The organism is Romboutsia lituseburensis DSM 797 (assembly GCF_900103615.1).
Classification (GTDB): Bacteria; Bacillota; Clostridia; order Peptostreptococcales; family Peptostreptococcaceae; genus Romboutsia_F; species Romboutsia_F lituseburensis.
The window spans coordinates 431762-453654 of record NZ_FNGW01000001.1 but is presented as its reverse complement, the minus strand read 5'-3'; the positions used below and the strand labels follow the sequence as shown (position 1 = coordinate 453654).

General features: G+C 26.5%; 19 protein-coding genes. 17 read left to right on the top strand and 2 right to left on the bottom strand.

Going from position 1 to position 21893, the window contains the following annotated elements; genetic code table 11:
* Positions 1 to 6 precede the first annotated feature (6 nt).
* From BLP75_RS02145 to BLP75_RS02095, 11 genes are all read left to right on the top strand, one after another.
* Positions 7 to 780 carry a formate/nitrite transporter family protein gene (locus tag BLP75_RS02145; protein WP_092722407.1) on the top strand — a complete coding sequence of 258 codons (774 nt, stop codon included), beginning with the start codon at positions 7 to 9 and terminating at the stop codon, positions 778 to 780.
* Between the two features lie 185 nt (positions 781 to 965).
* Positions 966 to 1949 (top strand): lipoate--protein ligase, encoded by a 984-nt coding sequence (lplA, locus tag BLP75_RS02140; RefSeq protein WP_092722405.1) that lies wholly within the window; start codon positions 966 to 968, stop codon positions 1947 to 1949.
* A 163-nt stretch (positions 1950 to 2112) separates the two neighbouring features.
* Positions 2113 to 2967: a 4Fe-4S binding protein gene (locus BLP75_RS02135; protein ID WP_092722403.1), complete on the top strand. Its 855-nt coding sequence runs from the start codon at positions 2113 to 2115 to the stop codon at positions 2965 to 2967.
* A gap of 22 nt (positions 2968 to 2989) precedes the next feature.
* Positions 2990 to 3601, top strand: coding sequence for an FMN-binding protein (locus tag BLP75_RS02130; RefSeq protein ID WP_092722401.1), 612 nt, complete (start codon positions 2990 to 2992; stop codon positions 3599 to 3601).
* A 21-nt stretch (positions 3602 to 3622) separates the two neighbouring features.
* Entirely contained in the window at positions 3623 to 4582 is a 960-nt protein-coding gene (locus tag BLP75_RS02125; protein WP_092722399.1) for an FAD:protein FMN transferase, read from the top strand.
* Between the two features lie 163 nt (positions 4583 to 4745).
* Positions 4746 to 5435, top strand: a complete 690-nt coding sequence (locus BLP75_RS02120) for a response regulator transcription factor (RefSeq protein ID WP_092722397.1) — start codon at positions 4746 to 4748, stop codon at positions 5433 to 5435.
* Between the two features lie 3 nt (positions 5436 to 5438).
* On the top strand, positions 5439 to 6896 hold the full coding sequence (locus BLP75_RS02115; RefSeq protein WP_092722395.1) for a HAMP domain-containing sensor histidine kinase: 1458 nt from the start codon (positions 5439 to 5441) through the stop codon (positions 6894 to 6896).
* 202 nt (positions 6897 to 7098) lie between these two features.
* The gene (locus BLP75_RS02110) at positions 7099 to 7788 is read left to right on the top strand and encodes a polyphosphate polymerase domain-containing protein (RefSeq protein ID WP_092722393.1); all 690 of its coding nucleotides are present in this window, start codon (positions 7099 to 7101) and stop codon (positions 7786 to 7788) included.
* Between the two features lie 63 nt (positions 7789 to 7851).
* Positions 7852 to 8526 carry a DUF4956 domain-containing protein gene (locus BLP75_RS02105; protein ID WP_092722391.1) on the top strand — a complete coding sequence of 225 codons (675 nt, stop codon included), beginning with the start codon at positions 7852 to 7854 and terminating at the stop codon, positions 8524 to 8526.
* Between the two features lie 16 nt (positions 8527 to 8542).
* Positions 8543 to 10402, top strand: coding sequence for a CotH kinase family protein (locus tag BLP75_RS02100; RefSeq protein ID WP_092722389.1), 1860 nt, complete (start codon positions 8543 to 8545; stop codon positions 10400 to 10402).
* A gap of 33 nt (positions 10403 to 10435) precedes the next feature.
* Positions 10436 to 10996, top strand: coding sequence for a nucleotidyltransferase family protein (locus BLP75_RS02095; protein ID WP_092722387.1), 561 nt, complete (start codon positions 10436 to 10438; stop codon positions 10994 to 10996).
* Between the two features lie 59 nt (positions 10997 to 11055).
* Here BLP75_RS02095 and BLP75_RS02090 read toward each other — a convergent pair whose 3' ends face one another.
* Complete coding sequence (locus tag BLP75_RS02090; protein ID WP_092722385.1) at positions 11056 to 12843, bottom strand: NosD domain-containing protein; 1788 nt, start codon at positions 12841 to 12843, stop codon at positions 11056 to 11058.
* A gap of 183 nt (positions 12844 to 13026) precedes the next feature.
* Here BLP75_RS02090 and BLP75_RS02085 point away from each other — a divergent pair, with 183 nt between their 5' ends.
* The 6 genes from BLP75_RS02085 (at position 13027) to BLP75_RS02060 (ending at position 20218) form a co-directional block, all read left to right on the top strand.
* On the top strand, positions 13027 to 13218 hold the full coding sequence (locus tag BLP75_RS02085) for a hypothetical protein (protein ID WP_092722383.1): 192 nt from the start codon (positions 13027 to 13029) through the stop codon (positions 13216 to 13218).
* Positions 13219 to 13527: 309 nt separating this feature from the next.
* Positions 13528 to 14802 carry a cytosine permease gene (codB, locus tag BLP75_RS02080; protein ID WP_092722381.1) on the top strand — a complete coding sequence of 425 codons (1275 nt, stop codon included), beginning with the start codon at positions 13528 to 13530 and terminating at the stop codon, positions 14800 to 14802.
* Between the two features lie 20 nt (positions 14803 to 14822).
* Positions 14823 to 16085 carry a cytosine deaminase gene (locus BLP75_RS02075; RefSeq protein ID WP_092722379.1) on the top strand — a complete coding sequence of 421 codons (1263 nt, stop codon included), beginning with the start codon at positions 14823 to 14825 and terminating at the stop codon, positions 16083 to 16085.
* A gap of 198 nt (positions 16086 to 16283) precedes the next feature.
* Positions 16284 to 17030, top strand: a complete 747-nt coding sequence (locus BLP75_RS02070) for a nitroreductase family protein (protein ID WP_092722377.1) — start codon at positions 16284 to 16286, stop codon at positions 17028 to 17030.
* A gap of 357 nt (positions 17031 to 17387) precedes the next feature.
* Positions 17388 to 19277, top strand: a complete 1890-nt coding sequence (locus BLP75_RS02065; RefSeq protein ID WP_092722375.1) for an FUSC family protein — start codon at positions 17388 to 17390, stop codon at positions 19275 to 19277.
* 89 nt (positions 19278 to 19366) lie between these two features.
* The gene (locus BLP75_RS02060) at positions 19367 to 20218 is read left to right on the top strand and encodes an alpha/beta hydrolase (protein ID WP_170139080.1); all 852 of its coding nucleotides are present in this window, start codon (positions 19367 to 19369) and stop codon (positions 20216 to 20218) included.
* A gap of 53 nt (positions 20219 to 20271) precedes the next feature.
* Here the strand turns inward: BLP75_RS02060 and BLP75_RS02055 are convergent, their stop codons facing one another.
* Entirely contained in the window at positions 20272 to 21855 is a 1584-nt protein-coding gene (locus BLP75_RS02055) for an oligosaccharide flippase family protein (protein ID WP_092722373.1), read from the bottom strand.
* Between the last annotated feature and the right edge of the window lie 38 nt (positions 21856 to 21893).

Sequence of the window (21893 nt, the reverse complement as noted above, 5' to 3'; positions counted from 1 at the left end):
ATTATTATGCACAATGAAACGCTAGAAAAACTAACTAATGCAGCAAAAAATAAGGTTAACTTGTTAAATAAAAGTTTATTAAAGTATTTAACTTCATCAGCATTTGCAGGACTTTATGTAGGACTAGGAATTATATTAATATTTACAATAGGTGGGCTTTTAACTGCTGCAAACTCTCCTATGACAAAAATTCTAATGGGGATGTCATTTGCTATAGCACTTAGCTTAGTAGTATTTACAGGATCAGAGTTATTTACAGGTAATAATATGGTAATGACAGCAGGGACGTTAAATAAAGGAGTAAAATTAGGTGATACATGCAAGGTATGGATGTATAGTTATATAGGAAATTTAATAGGTTCTTTACTAGTAGCAATTTTATTTGTAGGTACTGGATTAATATCAAAAGGACCTGTCATGGAATTCTTTACTACAACTGCAGCTGCAAAAGCTAGTGTTGGTGCAACAGAGCTTTTCTTTAGAGGAATACTATGTAATATATTAGTTTGTGTAGCTATATTATGTTCATTTAAAACTAATAACGATGCTGCTAAATTAATAATAATATTTATGTGTTTATTTGCATTTATAACAAGTGGATTTGAACATAGTGTTGCTAATATGACTATATTTGGAGTTGCTTTATTTGCACCAACTATATCAAGTGTTACATTAGGAGGGGCTATATATAATTTAGCAATAGTTACCCTAGGTAATATGGTAGGAGGAGCTGTATTTATGGGGGCAGGAGCTTATATATTAGGACGTGAAGATAAATAGTAGATCTAAAATTAAATAGATCATTTTTATTTATAAAAATGATTAGATTAAAAAGAGAGCTTATAATTATAGGCTCTTTCTTAAATTTATTGTAGAAAATAAAGATAAAATAAAGGAAATGTTAAATAAATATCGAATATGGATATATAAATTAATAGACAGTTAAATTATCAAGGGGGAAAATGATGATATACGTAGAAAACCACTCACAAAATCCATATTTTAACTTTGCACTTGAATATTATCTTATGACAGAGAAAGACTTGAAAGATGATACTATATTTATGTTTTGGAGAACAAATCCAACTTTAATGGTAGGGAAGTTTCAAAATACAATAGAAGAAATAAATAATAAATATGTAGAAGAAAATAACATAAATGTTGTAAGACGTATAACAGGTGGAGGCACAATTTATACGGATATGAATGGATGGCAGTATACATTTATAACAAAGAACTACAATGGCAGTGGAATAGATTTTAAAACATTTACTCAGCCAATAATAGATGCACTTAAAGAACAAGGTGTAGAGGCAAGTTTTAATAGTAGGAATGATTTACTTATAGGAAATAAAAAGTTTTCAGGAAATGCACAATATATAAAAGATAATGTAAGACTTCATCATGGATCAATTCTATTTAATACAAATATAGAGGAAATGGTTAAAAGTATAACTGTTGCTGAAGATAAAATAATATCTAAGGGAATAAAGTCGGTAAGAGAGAGAGTAACAAATGTATCTGAACATCTAGAAAAGGATATAGATGCAATTAAGTTTAGAGATATAATGTTAAAAAGTTTATTAAAAAATGTTGATAATATATATAAATTAACAGAAGAAGATATACAAAGGGTAAATGAAATAGCAAAAGAAAAATTTGAAACATGGGAATGGAATTACGGAGCATCACCTAAATTTAATATAAGTAAGTGGAAAAGATTTGAAGGTGGAAAAGTATCATTTAATATGAATGTTAAAAAGGGTATTATTGAAGATTGCAGTATAAATGGAGACTTCTTTGGAGAAGGAAATATTGAAGATGTATCAAAAGCACTTTGCGGATGTAAATACAACAAAGAAGATATAAAAAAAGTTATAAGTAATATAGATATACCGAAATATTTCTTTAAAGTAAATAAAGATGAAATTATAGAATGTATAATTTAGATATAAAAAAGAGCTTAATAGAGCTCTTTTTTTACGTTTTTGATATTACTTTGCACCAAGTTTGCCACAAATATGCCCTTAATTTACGGAGATTTATAATACTTGAAATATATATAATTTATTTATATAAAGTACATTAAAAAGTAAATTAGGAGGATAGATAGTGAAAAAAATCTTAAAACATAATAAAAGATTATTAATTCAGATAACAGTTTTATTAGTGGTTATAGTATCGTCAATCAATCATTATTTAATTAGTATTAATAAATCAATACCATGGATATCAGAATCAATTTTTCATTACATATGCCCAACATGTGGTGTAACTAGTATTTATCAGTTTATAGCTTCGCCAACATTGTGGGTAGAAAAGATCAAAAGTATATTAGGCATAATTATAGGTGTTTCTATAATTTTGACGTTAATATTTGGACCAGTAATATGTGGATTTATATGTCCATTTGGAGCAATTCAAGATTTAACTGCAAGAGTAGGTAAAAAAATATTTAAGGATAAATATAACCATTTTATAAAAAAAGAACTTGATAATAAATTAAAGTTTACAAGATATCTAAGTTTAATTTTAGCAATAATACTAACTGCGACTTCAAGTGTTATGATATTAGAAGCTATAAATCCATACCATGCATTTTTAGGTATATTCAATAAAAAGCCTATAAGCTTAGTTGGGGTGTTTATACTATTTTTAGTTATTTTAATTTCATTATTTGTACAAAGACCTTGGTGTAAATATTTATGTCCATATGGTGCATTCTTAGGGATATTTAATAAGTTTAAGGTTTTTAGAGTAATTAGAGAGAAAGAAAGTTGCTTAAATTGTAAAAGGTGTGATAAAGAGTGCCCAATGGGAATTGAAATTCACGAATCTGAGGCGGTTAGAGATATAAGATGTATTTCGTGTTTAGATTGTTTAGATAAAAATATATGTCCAAAATCAAATACTATTGAATTTACATCTAAAGATATAGAATCTGAACAAGTAAATATTGAATATTAGATTTATATAAAGGAGAGAATTAATGAAAAATAGTAAAAATAAAATAATAGCGGCAACAGTAAGTGGAATAATAATTGGATCAATAGGGACTAGCTTTTTAGGTAACTTTCAAGTAGCTCAAGAAAATAATAGTGCAAGTTCCAATACATTTGAGAATAAAGAAACACCAAGTTCATTGATACCTGAAGGTATGAGTGAAGAAGAGTTTGAAGCAATGTTAAAAAATGGGGAAGGGAAAAATGGAAAGAGACCAGGTCATCATCATGAAGGTCAAGGATCATTAGAGACAGAAGATAGTGTTAATATATCGGGTCAATATAGTGATGGAACATATGAAGGTCAAGCATCTGCATATGGACCAAATCTTAAAGTTCAGGTTGTTATATCCAGCTCTAAAATTTCTGATATAAAAATAGTAAGTCATAATGAAACTCCAGGTTTTTATGAGAAAGCATTTGAAGAAGTACCTTCTCAAATAATAAAAAAACAAAGTACAGATGTAGATACTGTATCAGGTGCAACTTATAGTAGTGTAGGTATTATAAATGCTGTGAATAATGCACTGAAAGGTGCTGATTCATCACAAGAATCAACAAAAGATGTTAATTCTAATTTAGAAACCAATGTTCAATAAATTAAAAAAGGAGTATTACACATGCTAGATATTATGGAGCGTAAAGATTTTATTTTTAATACAAATGTAGAGCAAAAAATATATACAAGTAAATTATCAGATAGCCTGGTTTTGGATAAAGCGACTAATATGATGATAGATTTAGAAAAAAGGTTGAATTTTTATGATAGTAGTAGTGAGATTAGTCAAATTAATAAATACGCAGGGCATAAATTTGTAAAAGTATCATTTGAAACCTTTGAACTAATAAAACAGTCTATAAAATTTTCACAAAAAACGGATGGACTATTTGATATAAGCGTAGCTCCTTTAGTAAGTGCATGGAAAATAAATTCCAAAAACCCTAATATATTAAAAAAAGAAGAAGCTAAAAAAATAGCTTCTATAGTAAATTATAAGGATATACTATTAGATGATAACAATTTAAGTATAATGCTTAAACATGAAAATCAAAAAATTGACTTAGGTGCAATTGCCAAAGGATATATAGCTGATAAAATAATAAATTTATATAAAGAAAATAATATAACATCAGCAGTAATAAATATAGGTGGTAATGTAAAAGTATTGGGAAGAAAAGAAAATAAAAGCTTATGGAAGGTTGGAATTTATGAGCCTATAAAACATAGTCAAGATATAATTGGTGCGCTAGAGTTAGAAAATATGTCAGTTGTAACATCTGGAGATTATGAAAGAGCTTTCTTAAGTGAAGGTAAAGTTTATCATCATATACTAGACCCTCATACAGGTTATCCTGCTGATACCGATTTAAAAAGTATAACTATAGTTAGTAAGGAATCTATATTAGGGGATGCTTTTTCTACACCATTGTTTATGATGGGAAAATATATGGCTTGTGATTTTATGAAATTTAATAACCTTAGTGGAGTTATGATTTCAAAAGATGATGAAATCATAATAACTAAAGATTTATTACATAAGTTTAATTTGTTTTGTGATAAAAAAGTGTTATCATATTAAAACTTAATAAAGCTATTTATTAAACGGCTAACTAAGAATAAATCTATAAAATTAGATAATATCTTAGTTAGCCTAATTTGCTAAATATAAATATTATCATAGTGAAAATAATAAATTTAATTTAAAATAGATATAAGTAATAAAATTAATTTGGAGGTACGTTGTGTCAAAATTAATATATATAGCAGATGATGAAAATAATATAAGAAAATTAGTTAAGACATTTTTAGAAAATGATGGACATATAGTAAAAGATTTTGAAAATGGAGACTTGCTACTTAAAGAGTTTAATGAAAAAGAATGTGATTTGGTTATATTAGATATCATGATGCCTGGTTCTGATGGGTTTGAAATTTGTACTAGTATAAGAGAAAAAAGCACAGTACCTATAATAATGCTAACAGCTAGAGATAGCGATATTGACTATATAACAGGAATTACTTTAGGAAGTGATGATTATTTTACTAAGCCATTTAGTCCAATGGCACTTGTTATGAGGGTCAAAGCAATTTTTAGAAGGATAGATTTTGAAAAGATTCAAAATAATAAAAGTAAGCAAACGGTTTTAGAATTTGGAGATATAACTATAAATACAGACACAAAAACAGTAAGTAATTTAAATGAGATTATAGACCTTACTCCTAATGAGTATAATCTCCTAACATACTTATTTGAAAATAAAGAAAGAGCTGTATCTAGAGAAGAGTTATTAAATAAGATATGGGGATATGATAGTGAAATTGAAACTAGAGCTGCAGATGATACTGTTAAAAGGCTTCGTAAAAAAATCTCTGATACAAATATTTTAATAGAAACAGTATGGGGATTTGGATTTAGACTTAAGGAGAATTAATAAATGAAATATATTAAAAAAAAAATAAGTATAAAAAGTAGAATACTACGCAGTATACTTACATTATTAATTATTATATTTTTAGGAATTGTATTTTCATTTAATTTGTTAGTAAACACATACATACAAAAAAGCTCTAATACTGAATTAAAAAAAGCAACAAATTTAGTAGAGAATTTTGACAAAAGCTTGATTCCATTAAAATATCCAAAAGAAAAGCCCCTTCCAAGAGAATTTGAAATTCATGAACGTGAAGAAAATGAATTTCCTGAATTTATGAAAGGTGTTCAGGAAAAAGTAAGAATGGCAGAGATGCAATCAAATGCAGAGGCTATGGTAATTGATAAAAATTACAATTTAGTATTTCCAACTAGAGAAGAGGATTTTTTAAAGGACATCAATGAATATGAGTTTATATTAAAGCAAATAAAAAATGATAAAATTAGTCTAGAATATAATGAACCATTTAAAGTTTCAACAAAAAACAAAAAATACTATGCATCTATATTAAAAATAAAGAGTGTTGAAAGTATAGAAGATAATTACTTAGTTTTATTTATAGATATATCAGCAACATTAAATTTAGCAAATCAAATAAATACATTATTAATTTTAGTTATGATAATAGCAGGCATACTGGCTACTTTAACAGCTATAGTACTTTCAAATAAAATAGCCAGACCAATACAAAAGCTTTGTGGTTTTGCTAAAAATATAGGTAAAGGAAAATTTGATAAAAATGATTTTAATTTTGCTGATAAAGAACTAGATGAACTTTCTAAGATAATGAATAAAAGTGCTGAGTATTTAGATAAGTACGATAAAGAGCAAAAGATATTTTTTCAAAATGCATCTCACGAGCTTAGAACGCCTCTTATGTCTATAAAAGGATATGCAGAAGCTATAAAATATAACGTAATAGACAAAGATAGTGCAAGTGATGTTATATTAGAAGAAAGTAATAGGCTTAGTGATATGGTTGAAGAATTACTATACATATCAAAGATTGATAATATAACAAAAGATTATGAGTTAGTAGAGTGTGACATTAGAGAGCTTTTATCAAATTGCACACTAAAACAAAAAGCTAGAGCTTTAAATAAGGGAATTGAATTTAAATATGATTTTGATGAAGAAGAAGTATTGCTAAATTGTGATGAAAAAAGTATGTATAGGGCATTTTTAAATATCATAGAAAATGCTTTAAGGTATGCTAAAAGCCAGATAATAATAGGATGTAAAAAAACTAATGAAAGTATAGTGGTATATATAGAAGATGATGGTGACGGAATAAAAAATGAAGATTTAGATTATATATTTGATAGATTTTATAAAGGGAATAAAGGTAAACATGGAATAGGGTTATCTATAGTAAAATCTATTATTAAAAAGCACGATGGAGATATAAAAGCAGAAAATACAGATTTAGGAGCTAAATTTACTATAATTATAAAAAATTAAAAGGTACTTAAGTTAAAAGAGCAGTCACTTTAGACGTGCTCTTTTTTTTATTAACGGATGAAGTCATTGGCGCTATAAGCAAAGTGAAATTTTGATTTGAATTGCCACAAATGTGCCACAAAGATGCCACTGTTTTACGGAGATTTATAATATATAAAAATTATATACTGTTAATATAAATTGAATGAAAAGAGGTGAGAATATGAAACAAAAACTAAAGTATAGACATGAAATGAAACATAAAATTATGAATGCAGATATAGTAACTATAAAGTCTAGAATAGCGCCTATTATGAGCATAGATAAAAATGCATCTAATAGTGGCAAGTATCTAATAAGAAGTCTTTATTTTGATACACCAGAAGACAAGGCTTTATTAGATAAAATTAACGGTTTTTCAACTAGAGAAAAATTTAGAATAAGGTTATATAATAATGATACTTCTTTTATAAGATTAGAGAAAAAAATAAAGCATAACAATATGACTGCAAAGATAAGTGCTAGATTAAGTAAAGAAGAAGTAAAAAAAATAATAGAAAATGAAATTGAGTTTTTAAAAGAATCTAATGATAAGCTACTTCAAGAGTTTTATGTGAAGTTAAAATGTGATAGGTTAAGGCCAAAATCAATTGTTGACTATTATAGAGAAGCATACATTTATAATGCAGGAAACATAAGAGTAACAATAGACAGTGATATAAGAACAGCTGTTAATACTGTAGATATATTTGATACAAAGTCACAATGCATATCACTTTTAGAAAATAACACAAGTGTACTTGAAGTAAAGTATGATGAGTTTATTCCTGATTTTATATTAGACTTAGTACAGATTAATAAATGTAGTTCAACTGCAGTTTCTAAATACGCAATAAGTAGAGCTTATGTTTAAATTTAGGATAATAAAAGAGTGTATATTAAAATACACGATATATAGAAAGGTAGGAAATTTAATATGACATTTAATGATGTTTTTAAATCAAGTTTTGTGGACAAGGTATCTGGTTTTTCGGCTATTGACAGTATAATAGCTTTAGGTGCAGCATTTTTAGTAGGATTATTTATATATATGGTATATAAAAAGACATTTATGGGGGTTATGTACTCTAGACCATTTAATGTATCTTTAGTAGCGTTAACTATGCTTACTACTTTTGTGATATTAGCTGTAACTTCAAATGTAGTACTATCATTAGGTATGGTAGGGGCATTATCTATTGTACGTTTTAGAACGGCTATAAAAGATCCGATGGATTTAGTATTTTTATTCTGGGCAATAGCATCAGGGATAGTTTTAGGAGCAGGGCTTATTCCATTAGCAATATTTGCATCAATTGTTATGGGATTAATATTAGTATTCTTTGCAAATAAAACTGTACTAGATACTCCATATATATTAATGATAAATTGTAGTGATGAAAATAGTGAAGAAGTAGTAAATAAAAAGATCAAATCAACATTTTCAAAGTATCAAGTTAAATCAAAAAGTGTTATAGCAGATAGAGGGATAGAATTAGTATTTGAAGTTAGAATGAAAAATGGAGAAACTAAATTTGTAAATGAATTAAGTCAAATACAAGGTGTTACTAATTCGGTACTTGTAAGCTACAATGGTGACTATGCAGCATAGAGAGGAGTAATCTCTTATGAATAATAAAAAATTTATAGCAATTACTTTATCTATGTTGATTTTTTTAATAGGGATAGTATACATCTATAAGATTTCAGGTAGTGAAGGTGTAGACTTTTATAGCAATGAGTATGTTGAAAAATACTTTGATAGAGATAAAGTAATGGAAATTAATATAGAAATAGATGAAAATGAATTAGATGATATGTTTAAAAATGCTCAAAGTGAAGAGTTTAAATCTGCAAATATAACTATAAATGGAGACACATATAGAAGTGTAGCGATAAGGCCAAAGGGCAATTCAAGTCTTCGAGCTGTTGCATCGAGCAATAATGAAAATGAGGAAAAAAATACCGAAGAAGATAGTTCCTCAAAAAAAGGTGAAAATAGATTTAGTTTCAAAGTTAACTTTGATGAGTATGTAAGCGGGCAAACTATGGGTGGATTAACACAATTAAATCTTAATAATAATTATTCAGACCCTTCTTATATGAGAGAATTTATAGCATATAGTATATTTGAGGATATGGGGCTTAAAACACCTGAAATGGCTTATGCCAAAGTTTCAATAAATGGAAAATATCATGGATTATATCTTGCGGTTGAAAGTATACAAGAGCCATTTTTAGAAAATAACTTTGAAAGCATAACAGGAGATTTATATAAATCGACAGGTGCACAAGGTGGAGCTTTAAAGTATAATGGAGATGACTTTAAAAACTATTCATCAATGGTAGTAAAAAGTGATAGGAAAAGTGCTGATTATAGTAAATTTACAGATTTATTAAAAGCACTTGAAAGTGGTAATGAATTAGAAAAGTATTTAGATGTAGATTCAGCCCTTAAGTATATAGCATTAAATACAGCTCTCTTAAACTTAGATAGTTACCAAGGAAGCTTTGCTCATAACTATTACTTATATGAACAAAATGGGAAATTCACTGTAGTACCATGGGATTTAAATATGGCATTTGGTGGATTTAGTATGGGAAGAGGATCTAGTTCGGATACATTAATATCTATTGATGAACCTACTACCGGTAATATAGAAGATAGACCTCTTGTATCAACTCTATTGGCTAATGAAGAATATAAAGAAAAGTATCATGGGTACTTAAATGAAATTGTTGAAAAATATTTAGACTCAGATTACTTAGAAAATATGACGAATAAATTATATGGTTTAATATCAGAATACGTTAAAGACGATCCAACTGCATTTTATACTTTTGAAGAATTTGAAAAAAATATAAAATCTGAAATATCAGATAGCAGCGATAGTATGAACAAAGGAAACAGACCAGATAAAAATACTGATGTTAAAGGAAATATAAATAATTTAGAATCTAAAAATAGTAATATACAAAATGAAGATACTAAAAATAATGTAAAAATGGAAAATGGTCAAATGGGTAAAACTATACCAGGTATATTAGACTTAAGTAAAACAATGAGTCAAACAATAAAGGATCAGTTGAGTGGTAGTGTACCAACTGTAAAACAAAAAAATAATAATTCAGAAGCTAGTACTTCAGAAATGCCAAACATGCCAGAAGGGATGGATGGTCAAAACATGCCAGAAAGGATGGATATGCAAAATATTCCAGAGGGGATGGATAGACCAAACATGCCAGAAGGAATGAATGGTCAGAATATGCCGGATAAAATGGATAAGCCAAACATGCCAGAGGGGATAAATAGACCAAACATGCCAGATAAAATAGATGCAAAAGACAATCCGCCTAATATGAAAAATGAAAAAGGCATCCAAAATTCGAGCAAATATATAATCAGTGTATTAGCTATTGCTATAATATCCTTTGTAATTGTAGTACTATCATTATTTAAAAGAAGAAGAGTTATAAAAGTCAAATAATAAAATAATTAATTACATATTAGGAGGCTTTATATGAATACTGAAGTGATTAAAAAAATTGCAAAAGGTCTAAATGATATAAACTGTACTTGGGGAATAGGGGGTTCAGTTTTATTAAATAACTACAATTTAGTAGATAAGCCTAATGATATAGATATAGTAGTAAAAGCTAAGGATGCTAATAGCATTAAAAATTTTATGGATACTATTGGAGATGCGGTACATTTACCTTCAAAAGAGCCATTTAAAACAGAGGCCTTTTTTGGTTATATAGTTGATGGAGTGATGGTAGAATTTTTAGGGGATTTTAAAATTGATTTAGGAAATGGTAAACTTTATGAGTTTATATTAGATGAAAAGTCTATAACTGATTGCAAGCTAATTGACAATGTTAAAGTGAATTTTACATCTTTAGAGGATTGGTTAGTAGCATATATAGTAATGGGAGATCCTAAAAAAAGAGTTAACTTAATAGAAGAATATTTTATAAATAATAAAGTGAAAAATATCAATTTATTAGAACGAAATATTGATCAAAACTTAACTAAAGAGATAAAAACTAAAATAAAAAATTCAATTAGAAAGTTTAATTAAAATTAATACAATAAAAATAGATAGCATAATTTTTATAAAAATTACGCTATCTATTTTTATTAAGAATGAGAAATCTTAAGATTTTCATTTTTTAGCTTTATTAAATTTTCAAAAATATAATTGTTTAGATTTGAGCTTACTAATAAGTTATTATTATTATTATAAAATTTATTATAATTGACGGTATTATACTGATTATTAAAAGGTAATATATAAATTGATCTATAATTATTTTCAAAATAGTTATCAGATATTACATTAGATAAATTATATATTGATAGCAATAAAGAAGTTGACTTTATTTCTTTCATAAAATTATCTTTTATAATATTATAATGATTTGAATTTAATAAACAAATTCCTAAGCCAGTAATGTTTTCTAGTCTATTATATTGTACAGTATTAGATATATTATCTTCATTTAAAACTATTGCATGCCCGTCTAAATTTGATATAAAATTATTCAATACATTTATTCCGAAGTTAGATTTGTTTATAAAAATAGCACAATTGATTCCTAAAGTATTAAAATTCATTTCAATATTGTTGTTTATTATATTTATATTAGTATTTTCAAGACATATTATTATAGGGCTTATTATTAAGCTATAAAATATATTTTGATTTTCATAAGGAATTAATATATTTTTTAAAATAAATAATTGATTATTTTTTATTATAAGAGATCTATTTTGTTTATCTATATTAATAGATGATATAAGTACAGAAATATTATTTTCACTAAATAAAATTTTATTTTTTATAGTGTGACAAGTATTAGAATAAATTCTATTTTTATAATTATTTTTCATAAAAATATTGTTTATAAGTACATTTTGTTTTTCAGAGCCTAAAATATTAAATTCATTATCTGAAATAGCTATAAGGTTATTATAAATTTCAATTTGACTATGATCTGAAAATATAGCTATTCCATAAAACCTTATATCTATATTAGAGGATCCTTTTAACTCATAGTTATTATTTTTTATTATTATTTTGTTATTTGAAATTTCATTAAGAATATTAAAATTATTTTCAAAATAAATTCCTATAAAATATAATTTATTATTATCCTCAGATTTTTTTATTATGGAGTTGGTATGAAGGATTAAATTTTCGGAGATTATATTATATCCATTTCCATAAAAGAGTCTTATTCCAAAATTCATAGAAAACAATATATTATTTTTAAAGGTATTTTTATATATCTTATTTAAATTATTATCTTTGTATAGGGTTATACCTTCAATGCAATTATTATAAATATTTGTAATTATGTTTGTATTTATATTACTTTTATATAATAAGTTTGCAATTATATTTTCAAAAAAACTATTACAGTTTATACATGTATTATTGCATCCTACCAATGTTATACCATGGTATATATTAAAAAAACTATTATTAGAAATAGTTAAATTTTCACTTTCTAAACAGAGTATACCTAGCTTAGAGTTTGTAAAGTTACAGTTTTTTATTGTTATGTTCTTATTAGATTTTTCAAGTTCTATGCATGTAGTATTAGATGAAAAATCAATAGAATCGATAACAATATTTTGTAAGTTTTCATAAACAAAAATAAAACTTTTTATAAATTCACTCTGAATTGAATGATTATTTCCTAGTAATTGTAAATTACTTATAGTTATTACCAAGACTTTATCTTTTAATGAAGAGGTTAGTGTTGCAACTCTATTTAATTTATCAAACTTTCCTATTGGTTTACTAAAACCATCTTCGGTTAGATAGATTATATTGTCTTTAGATGCATCAGCAAGCTTGGGTCTAAAAGAATATGAATTTATATTGGATTTAAGATTAGAGAGTGAGTGTATATCCTTCATTATAAACCTCCGTATAAGATAGTAGCAATGATAAGTGCATCAATATATAATATGATATTTTATGCTAAGAGGTTACTAAAAATATTGATAGTATGATTAATAAGGTATAGATAATTTATTTGAAAATAACAAGGATATAACTAGTTAGTAGAGAATATATTTTAATAAATTTAAAGATGGGAGATGGGCAGCATAACTAAATTATTAATATTTATATTAGTAGTAATAACAATATTAGATTCAATAAAAGATTTTAGTAGTAAAACTCCAAAAAGCAATTATAAATATTTAAAATGTGATACTAAGGATAAAAAAGAGATAGTTGATGATTATAAAATTGAGATATTTGATGATGATTTTAGAGTAGAGAGATGAGTTTAAAATAATAAAGTATTAATTAAAAATAAAAAATTGAGAAAAGTTAGAATTGTATTTACAAATTACGACAAAAATGATACTATGAGATTAACAAAATAAAAGTACCTTTAATCCAGTTCAGAGAAGCTGGCAAGGTTTTCGGAAGAAAATTATAAAAATATATAGATTGATAGTTTAAATTAAATTTTAAATCTAACTAATTTAAAAAATTAATTTAAACATTAATCTATAACTAACGAAACCTCTTGCTAAGCCAAGAGGTTTTTTATTTTTATAGGTACTTGTAAATATGAGGAGAACATAATTATGAGTAAAAAACAACATCAAGATCAAGATTATTCATTAGAAGCAATACCAAGTAGTGCAAAGAAGGGCTTTATACCTATGTTAGTAGTCATGCTAGGATTTACATTTTTCTCAGCTAGTATGCTAGCTGGAGGAACTCTAGGTACTAGTCTAAGTATAGGTAAGTTTGTAAGTTCTGTGTTTATAGGAAATTTAATACTATGTGTATATACAGGATTATTAGCATATATAGCAGGTGATACAGGATTATCAACACATCTACTTGCTAGGTATTCATTTGGAGAAAAGGGTTCATACTTAGTATCATTTTTAGTATCAGCAACTCAAGTAGGTTGGTTTGGTGTAGGTGTTGCAATGTTTGCGATACCAGTTTCAAAGGTAACGGGGATAGATGTAAGAATATTAGTTTTAGTATCAGGACTTTTAATGACAGCTACAGCATTCTTTGGAATGAAATCACTTACAATACTAAGTATGGTAGCTGTTCCATCAATAGCAATACTTGGAAGTGCATCAGTTACAATGGCAATAGGTGATGTAGGTGGAATTGCAGGACTTTTAAATATAGAACCAACAGGAACTATGACTATGAGTGCAGCATTATCATTATGTGTAGGAACGTTCATAAGTGGTGGAACTTTAACACCAGACTTTACAAGGTTTTCTAAAAATAAAAAAGTAGCAGTGAGTACAACAGTAATAGCATTTTTAGTAGGTAATTCATTAATGTTACTATTTGGAGCAGTTGGGGCTATGGTTACAGGACAAGCTGATATTGCTGAGGTTATGTTTATGCAAGGTCTTATAATACCTGCAATAGTAATATTAGGATTAAATATTTGGACAACTAATGATAATGCTTTATACGGATCAGGACTTGGATTTTCAAATATAACTAAAAAGCCTAAAAGTATGATGGTTATAATGAATGGGATAATAGGAACAATACTGGCATTATTTTTATATAACAACTTTATGGGATGGCTAAACTTATTAAATTCATTCATACCAGCAACAGGTGCTGTTATAATCGCTGATTATTTTATAGTAAATAAACGTAGCTATAAGCAATTTAGCTCAATGAAGTTTGAAAAAATAAATATAAATGCCATAATAGCGTGGGGGTTAGGTGTATTAGGAGCATTTTTATTACCTGGAATAACTCCATTAAACTCAGTATTAATATCGATAGTATCATATAGCGTTATGAATAAAATAAATAATAAAAAATCTAAATCAATATTTAGTGATCAAGAATTAAAAAATGCAGCGTAATAAATTTTAGGAGGAAGCTTATGTTAATAAAAAATGCAAAATTGAGAAATCAAAACAACTTAGTAGATATATTAATAGAAGATGGAAAAATAACTAAAATAGAAGAAAATATAAATATAGATTGTAAAGATATTATAGATGCAAAGGGATATTTAGTACTACCTCCATTTATAGAGCCACATGTTCATTTAGATACAGCATTAACTGCAGGAGATCCAAGATGGAATGAAAGTGGTACTTTATTTGAAGGAATAGAATGTTGGTCAGAGAGAAAAGAATCTTTAAGTATAGAGGATGTAAAAACTAGAGCTAAAAAAGCTATAACTTGGCAAATTGCTAATGGAATACAGTTTATAAGAACTCATGTTGATACAACAGATCCCAATTTAACAGCTGTAAAAGCTTTAATTGAGCTAAGAGAAGAGTTAAAAGAATATGTAACTATACAAATAGTTGCATTTCCACAAGAAGGGATAATGTCATATCCTAATGGTCTTGAGCTACTTGAAGAAGCTTTAAAATTAGGTGCAGATGTCATTGGAGCAATACCTCACTTTGAATTTACTAGAGAATATGGAGTAGAGTCTATAGAAAAAATGTTTGAACTTGCTAAAAAATATGATGTATTAGTTGATGTTCACTGTGATGAAATAGATGATGAACAATCAAGATTTATAGAAGTATTAGCGACAAAAGCATTAGAATATAATATGGTAGAGAAAGTAACTGCAAGTCATACAACAGCAATGCATTCATACAATGGAGCATATGCATATAAACTATTTAGATTACTTAAAATGAGCGGTATAAACTTTGTGGCAAATCCACTAGTTAATATACATCTTCAAGGTAGATTTGATACTTATCCAAAAAGAAGAGGGATAACTAGAGTTAAGGAAATGCTAGAGTCTAATATAAATGTATGTTTTGGGCATGATGATATATTTGACCCATGGTATCCTCTTGGCACAGGAAATATGTTACAAGTTCTTCATATGGGACTTCACATTTGCCAAATGATGGGATATAGTCAAATAAACGATTCAGTAGATTTAATAACAAATAATAGTGCAAGAACATTAAATATACAGGACAAGTATGGCATAGAAGTAGGTAAACCTGGAAACTTAATAATCTTACCAGCTGAAAATGGATATGATGCAGTAAGAAGACAGGTGCCAGTATACTATTCTATAAGAGAAGGTAAAGTGATAGCTAACACTAAACTAAGTGAAACTAGTGTAAACTTAGGAAAAGTTCAAATTATAGATTTTAAAAAGTAAAAAGTTAAGAAAAGTGCTATAACAATAAATTTATTGTTATAGCACTTTTTACGTAAATGACGAAGTCGTTGGTGTTATGAGTAAAGTAAATTTTTATTTTTATAAAAAGTAGTTTAAATATAAAGTATTATAAAAATAAGGATAATTAATTAAAAATAGAATACTCTTTATAATAATAAAATATAAGGGGGATTTGTAATGAATGAAGTTATAAATACTATAAATAGTAGAGTTTCCTTAAGAAGATATGATAGTTGTGAAATAAGTAATGATGATTTAGAAAAAATAATAGAAAGTGCTATAAAAGCTCCTACTGCTGGAAATATGATGATGTACTCTATTTTAAAGATAACAGATGAAAAAATAAAAGAAACTTTAAGTGAGACATGTGACAATCAACCATTTATAAAAAATGCTAAAGTTATATTAATATTTTTAGCAGATCTACAAAAATGGTATGACTACTTTGAAGTTTGTGAAGTTGAAAATATAAAAGCTCCAGGTATGAATGATTTTATGTTAGGTATAGATGATGCTATTATAGCATGTCAAAATGCAGTAGTTGCAGCTGAAAGTTTAGGAATAGGAAGTTGCTATATAGGAGATATAATGGAGAATTATGAAAAACACAAGGAGCTTTTAAATTTACCAGATTACACATTTCCAGCTGCGATGATAACATTAGGATATTATCCAAAAGATATGAACAAAATTTATAGAGAACGATTTGATAAACAGTATGTTGTATTTGAAAATACATATAAAAAATTAGATGAAGATGAATTAAAAAACATGTTTAAACATAAAGAAGAAGATATGCCAAAGACTAACCCTTATGGAGCTAAAAACTTCGGCGAGCTTATATATAACAGAAAAACAAATGCAGATTTTTCCTTTGAAATGGATAGGTCTATAAAGGAATGGATAAAACAATTTACTAAATAGCTAAAAATATTAACATTTTTAATAAATTAACAATAGTATAAAAAGGGTGCATGCACTCTTTTTTTTACGTACAAGTAAATTTATACTTGATGAAAATATGAATAAATATTGAAAAAAATGCAAAATCATTCAAAACTTAAATACATTTAAAAAATATAAAAAATATATTGAAATGAACAATGTTTGATAGCGTATTATATGAAATGGAAATTGTAATATATATTTAATGTGAGGGAATTTACTTTATGTATATATATTATAAAAAAGTTCGTGTGGTTACGTATTAATGAAAATTTGAATAAAATTGAAAATATGATAATATTAATATATTAAACATCATGTGAGGAGGAGACAATTATGAAAAAATTGATAATGTCAAAGACTTTAATATTTTTATTCGTATTTTCATTTATAAATGTATTTATTAAGTTTTTCGGAGGATCAAATACACTTATAGGAGTAACTGTTGTTACAGCAATGTTAATGTTTTTAGAGAGAGACTTAACTATAGAGCCAATAAAAAATACATTTAAGCTATTAGGAATTAATGTATTTCTTGGTGTTTTATCCTTTTTAGCAGTACAAAATATAGGATTGGGTGTAGTGGCAAACTTTACTGCATTATTCGTAGTAGGTTACTTATTTACTTATGACTTAAAAAGACCTATGTATATAGCATTTGGTTTACAATATTTATTCATGGTAGGATCTCCAGTTTCAGCTAATGAATTTCCTGTAAGATTGTTATCGTTAGCGTTTGGTGCACTATGCATTATGATACCTCAGTTTTTAGTAAATAAAAATAAGTTAGAAAAAAGTAGTAAAAAAATATTTATTTCAACAAGTGAAGATATATTAACTAAAATTAGAAATATCAAAGAAAATAAAAATATCGAAGAGATTAATTTAAAAATCGAAAATAACATAAATTCTTTAAAAAAGATGTTATATGATAATAGAAAAGATGAATTTTATCTTAATGATAGTGCTATAGATATATTAAATATGGGATTATCATTAGAAAGAATAAGTTTGATATTAGATAATTATTATGATAAAAAAATGAACAACAATGCTTCAGATCTAAATAATAAAAATCAAGAAATATGTTTGGATATTATGGAATCTGAAATTAAAAAATTAAAATTGTATATAGAAAAAGAAGAGTTAATAGAATATGATATAAATTTAGATGAAATAGAAGACATAAATTTATGTGAATTTTACATTGTATTAAATAATATACATGATTATTTTGATGAATACAAAAAACGTAAAAATACAAAAAGTGAAAAATTATATACAGGAAACCTACAAATACCATCTAATTTTAAGATATCAAATATTCATATGAGAGGTTTATCTAAAGAATCTATTAGATTCTCATATGCAATAAAAGTTGCTTTGGCAGGTGCTATTTCTGGTTTTATAATGGATTATTTTAATCTATCTGAAGGTAGATGGATTATGTTTACTATATTTTCTGTTATTCAACCATACTCTGAAAATTGTATTATAAAATCTAAAAAGAGAATACAAGGTACATTAGTTGGTGGAACAATGATATTTATATTATTCTCAATAATAAAAGATCCAAGTGCAAGAGGAATAATTATAGTCTTAGCAGGATATTTAGGAAGTTATACTACTGATTATAGAGATTCTATGATATTTAATACCATGTCAGCTATAGGCTCTGCCGCTATGATTGGAAGTGTTTCTATATTATTTATAAATAGAATTTTATTTGTATTATTAGGTATAGCAATAGGTCTTGTAGTAAATAAATTTATACTTCCATATGATATTAAAAAAGGATATAAATATTTAGTTGATATGTATGAACGTGTAAACTTAGAAATGATTGAAGAAATAAATTTATGTATAAAAAGCAAGCATAACAATTATAAAATGAAAAACTTATTATTAGTTCCTGGATTAATAGAAGATAGAATGAGCTTAATGGGAATTAATGATAAAGAGCAAAAACATTTTATTAAAGAGCAAAAACATCTAACAAGTAGTATATATAATCTGTATGTAAATATAGCTACAAATAAGATAAAAGATAATGATTTTAATGAAATGTTAAAAGAAAGTAATTGTATATCTGAGTGTGAAGAGGTAAAGGATGTAATTATTGATAGTATTAAAAACACTGAAGATATAGGTACTAAAGTAGCATGCAAAAACTTGCTTCAAATATTAAATAGTCTAAATAATAAAGAACAAAAAATAACTGTTTAAAAGTTAAGAATTTGAAATATTTACTTTAGTGAAAATTTACCTCAGATATGATAAACTATAATAGTATTTAAATGTCGTGGAGGTAGAATATGAGTGAAGAGATAGAGGCAAGAGATAAAAGGGTGGATGATACGTTTAGTATAACTATGGAACTTCAAAGACCTTTATTTGAAGATGAAGTAGAAGAAACTATAAAAACAGAAGATAAGAAAATTAATATAAAAAAAATCGTTAAAATATTTGGGATAGGTATTATCGTTTTATTAATAGGGTTTTTTATATGGGCAAACAAGACATACTCACCAGATGAGACAGCTAAACTGGCTATGACAAGTACACAAAAAGTAGAAGTTAAAGTAGATAACTATATATCCTTTACACCAAAAAATAAAAAAGCAACAAAAGGGTTTATATTTTATCCAGGTGCAAAGGTAGAACCTGAAAGTTATGCTCCTATTTGTAGGGCTATAGCAGAGCAAGGATATGAAGTAGCTATATTAGATGTACCTTTTAACATAGCATTACTTGGGCAAAATAAGGCTGAAAAAGTTATGAAGGACTATCCTGAAATTACTAACTGGGCAGTTGGAGGCCATTCTTTAGGAGGGGTTGCAGCATCTAACTTTGCAAGCAAAAATAATGCAGTTGATGGTGTGATACTTTTAGCATCATATCCTATGAATGATCATTTAAAGCAAATGAATAAATATGTTTTATCTGTTTGGGGAAGTAAAGATGGAGTAGTTAATTTTAAAGAACTTATAAAAGCTAAAGAAAAATTACCTAAGGATACTCAATACGTTGAAATAGAAGGAGCTAACCATTCTCAATTTGGAGATTATGGTCTACAAAAAGGTGACCATGAAGCTTTAATAAGTAGTGATAAACAAATGGAAAGAACTTACAAAAACATAGTTAAATTTTTAGATAGTTTACAATAAATTAATATAAAAGAGCTTTAGATAAGAATCTAAAGCTCTTTTTGTATGTATTTTTAAAATCTTTTTGTAATTCCCAAGTCTGTAATTTTCTCAGATTTAACGTCATTTTTAAATGCATCTAAAAACCACATAATATCTTTCTTTTTTATACAGCCTATAATAAATAATAAACTTAAGTAAAATACGACAACTAAAATTATTTGAAAAACTATCATGTTAGTTATATTAAACATATCAAAAGTCAATTTAATAGCATAGCTAGATATAGTTACACAAAGTGCAGGTTTTAAAACCCAATCTCCTAATAAAAAATCAAGTTTAGTAACTTTTAAAAGTCTATTTATACTAAGCATTGAATTTAATAAAGTTCCTGTAAATAAAACTATAATAAATCCAACAATACCTTTTTTGGGTATTAAAAAACATATTAAAAAAATTCTTACTGCCATGTCGATTAGATTATATCTTAAAGTACTCATTTGCTGGTCTAGTGCATTTAAGCTACCATCTACAACTCTATCTAAATACATAAAAGGAATAAGTGGTGCTAGTATTCTCATCATAAAACCAACCTCAAGATCATTGTATATATGAAGTCCTAATTCAGTTGAAAAGATCATAAACAATCCTGATGCAAATATTGCAATTAGTAATGTAAATTTAAATACTTTTGCAATAATATTATTTACTCTTTTAGTTTGATTAAGTGCTTTAGCTTCTGAAATTTCAGGGATAATTAAAGTTGAAAATGAAGCTAAAAATATTGATGGAAAATAAAGTATAGGTAAAACCATACCTTTAATCATACCAAATATTGATAACGACATTGATGTAGAAGAACCGAATTTTCTTAAAGCATCTGGAATAAGTATATCTTCTACAGTCTTTAATCCTGTTTGAATATAAGCACTGCAAGCTATAGGAAATGCTATCTTAGAAATACCCCATAAAGAGCAATCAGCATTTCTATTATATCCATATTTTTTTAAATGTCTTTTATCAAATATATATAATATGTAACAAACTACTGCCGATGCGCTAAGAGCTAAAGTAATACCAACTGATATTAATGCACAAGTATAATCTAGGCCTTTTGGTAGATAGATACCTAAGAATGAAGCTATAATTATCATTAATGTAGATACTTCAATTATATCAGTAGATATACTTTTTATAACCTTTCTCATTCCATAGAAATACCCATGAAAACATGCCCCCATACCTACAAAAGGTAAGCTGCAAGATAATATTTTTAATGGTCTGATAGCCCTAGGATCTTGAATCCAAGATAGAGCTATATATTCTGCACCATTATATAATAATAGTGATGTTAAAGTAGAGAAAAATAAACTATAAATAAAAGCTTTTTTCATTATGTTTTTAATATTGTTCATATTTCCTCGACCAAGTTCTTCTGCAATTAATCTAGTTGTAGTGACTCTGATACCTGAAATAGCTAGAGTAGATGTCATTATATGAATACTCATAATAAGCTGATATAGACCCATACCTTCTGCACCAATTTTATTTGATAAATAGACTCTAAATGATGTATTTACAAAACCTAATGTAACTGTTGTGAAAGTTAAAATTAATGCGTTTATTATCAATTTTCTTCTTTTTAAAGTATTTTTCATAATTTTATCTCCCAAAAATCAAAGTTCAACTTAAAAAT